Origin of the sequence: Paenibacillus sp. AR247 (assembly GCF_002968895.1) — a bacterium.
Classification (GTDB): Bacteria; Bacillota; Bacilli; order Paenibacillales; family Paenibacillaceae; genus Paenibacillus_AQ; species Paenibacillus_AQ favisporus.
This window is the reverse complement of the sequence record NZ_PCZT01000009.1, coordinates 1,287,981-1,289,340: the sequence shown is the minus strand read 5'-3', so window position 1 is coordinate 1,289,340 and position 1,360 is coordinate 1,287,981. Positions and strand designations below refer to the sequence as shown.

General features: G+C 55.7%; 2 protein-coding genes. Both read left to right on the top strand.

Annotated elements, in window-relative coordinates; genetic code table 11:
• The first annotated feature begins 6 nt into the window (after positions 1–6).
• Positions 7–267, top strand: a complete 261-nt coding sequence (locus CPT76_RS39655) for a helix-turn-helix domain-containing protein (protein WP_308737630.1) — start codon at positions 7–9, stop codon at positions 265–267.
• Positions 268–282: 15 nt separating this feature from the next.
• On the top strand, positions 283–1,360 hold a 1,078-nt coding region (locus tag CPT76_RS14120), incomplete at its 3' end, for a Gfo/Idh/MocA family protein (protein WP_105443359.1).

Sequence of the window (1,360 nt, the reverse complement as noted above, 5' to 3'; positions counted from 1 at the left end):
TGGAGGATGTTGCCGACAAGCTGCATATCAGCTCGAGGCAGCTGCAGCGGATCATTAAGGATCAGGGGGGCGGGCGGTCCTTCAGCGAAATTTTGGAGGATTTCCGCCTGGCAGGAAGTGTGCCGCCAGCTGGTGGAGACGCGCTGGTCCATCGAGAAAATCGCCGTTCAGGGCGGATTTTCCAGCGGAAGCTATCTGCATACCGTTTTTCGGAAGAGGTACGGCTACACGCCATCGGAATACCGGAGAAAGAACGCGAAAGTATAGGAGGATTACGATCTCGTGGGAAAAACAATTCGGATTGGCATTATCGGAAGCGGGGGCATCGCTGGAGCGCATGCCCGGGCTTACAAAGGAATCGAGGATGTTCAAATCGTCGGGGTGGCGGATATTCTGCCAGACAAGGCGCAGCAATTCATTGAGCGTTGGAACCTGCCGGATGCGACCGGCTTTGACGACCACCGCAAGCTGCTCGAGCTTGATCTGGATGGCGTAAGCATCTGTACGCCGAACGTGGCGCATTACCGCACAACGGTGGACGCCCTGTCGGCCGGCAAAAACGTCATGCTGGAAAAACCGATGTCGGTCACGCTGGACGAAGCGGTCGAAATGGTGCAGGTTTCCAAGAAAACCGGAAGGATGCTGAATGTCGGTTTTCAGCCGCGCTACGACCCGAACATGGCCATCATTAAAAATATGGTGCAGAACGGGCAGTTGGGTAAAGTGTATTACGTGGAAACCGGGGGCGGACGCCGCCGCGGCATGCCGGGCGGAACGTTTATCCGACAAGATATCGCTGGCGCAGGCGCAATGGCCGATATCGGCTGCTATTCGCTGGATCTGGCGCTCAACACGCTTGGTTATCCTAAGCCGCTGACCGTCTCCGCTTATACCTCGAACTATTTTGGCACCAATCCGAAATACCACGCGGAAGCCGGACAATTTGACGTTGAGGATTTCGGCGTGGCTATGGTCCGGTTCGAAGGAGACCTGGTCCTGAACTTCAAGACGTCCTGGGCGATGCATATGGATACGCTTGGTGCGACGATGTTCCTCGGCACGGATGCGGGCATGAAGGTGCTTCCGGCAGGCAGCGGCCCTTGGAGCGGGGTATGGGATGGGCATGTCGGTTCCATCTCGCTGTTCCATGACATCCAGGGACATCATACCGAGAGCAATATTCCGCTCATCAAGCATGAAATCAACGTATTTGAGGAGAAAATCAAGGATTTTGTCCGCGCGCTGCGTGAAGGCACGCCGGCTCCGATTCCGGGCGAGGAAATTTTGCGGAATCAGGCCATTATCGACGGCATTATCCGCTCCGCACAGACGAAGAAGGAAGTCGAAATTCATATTCCTG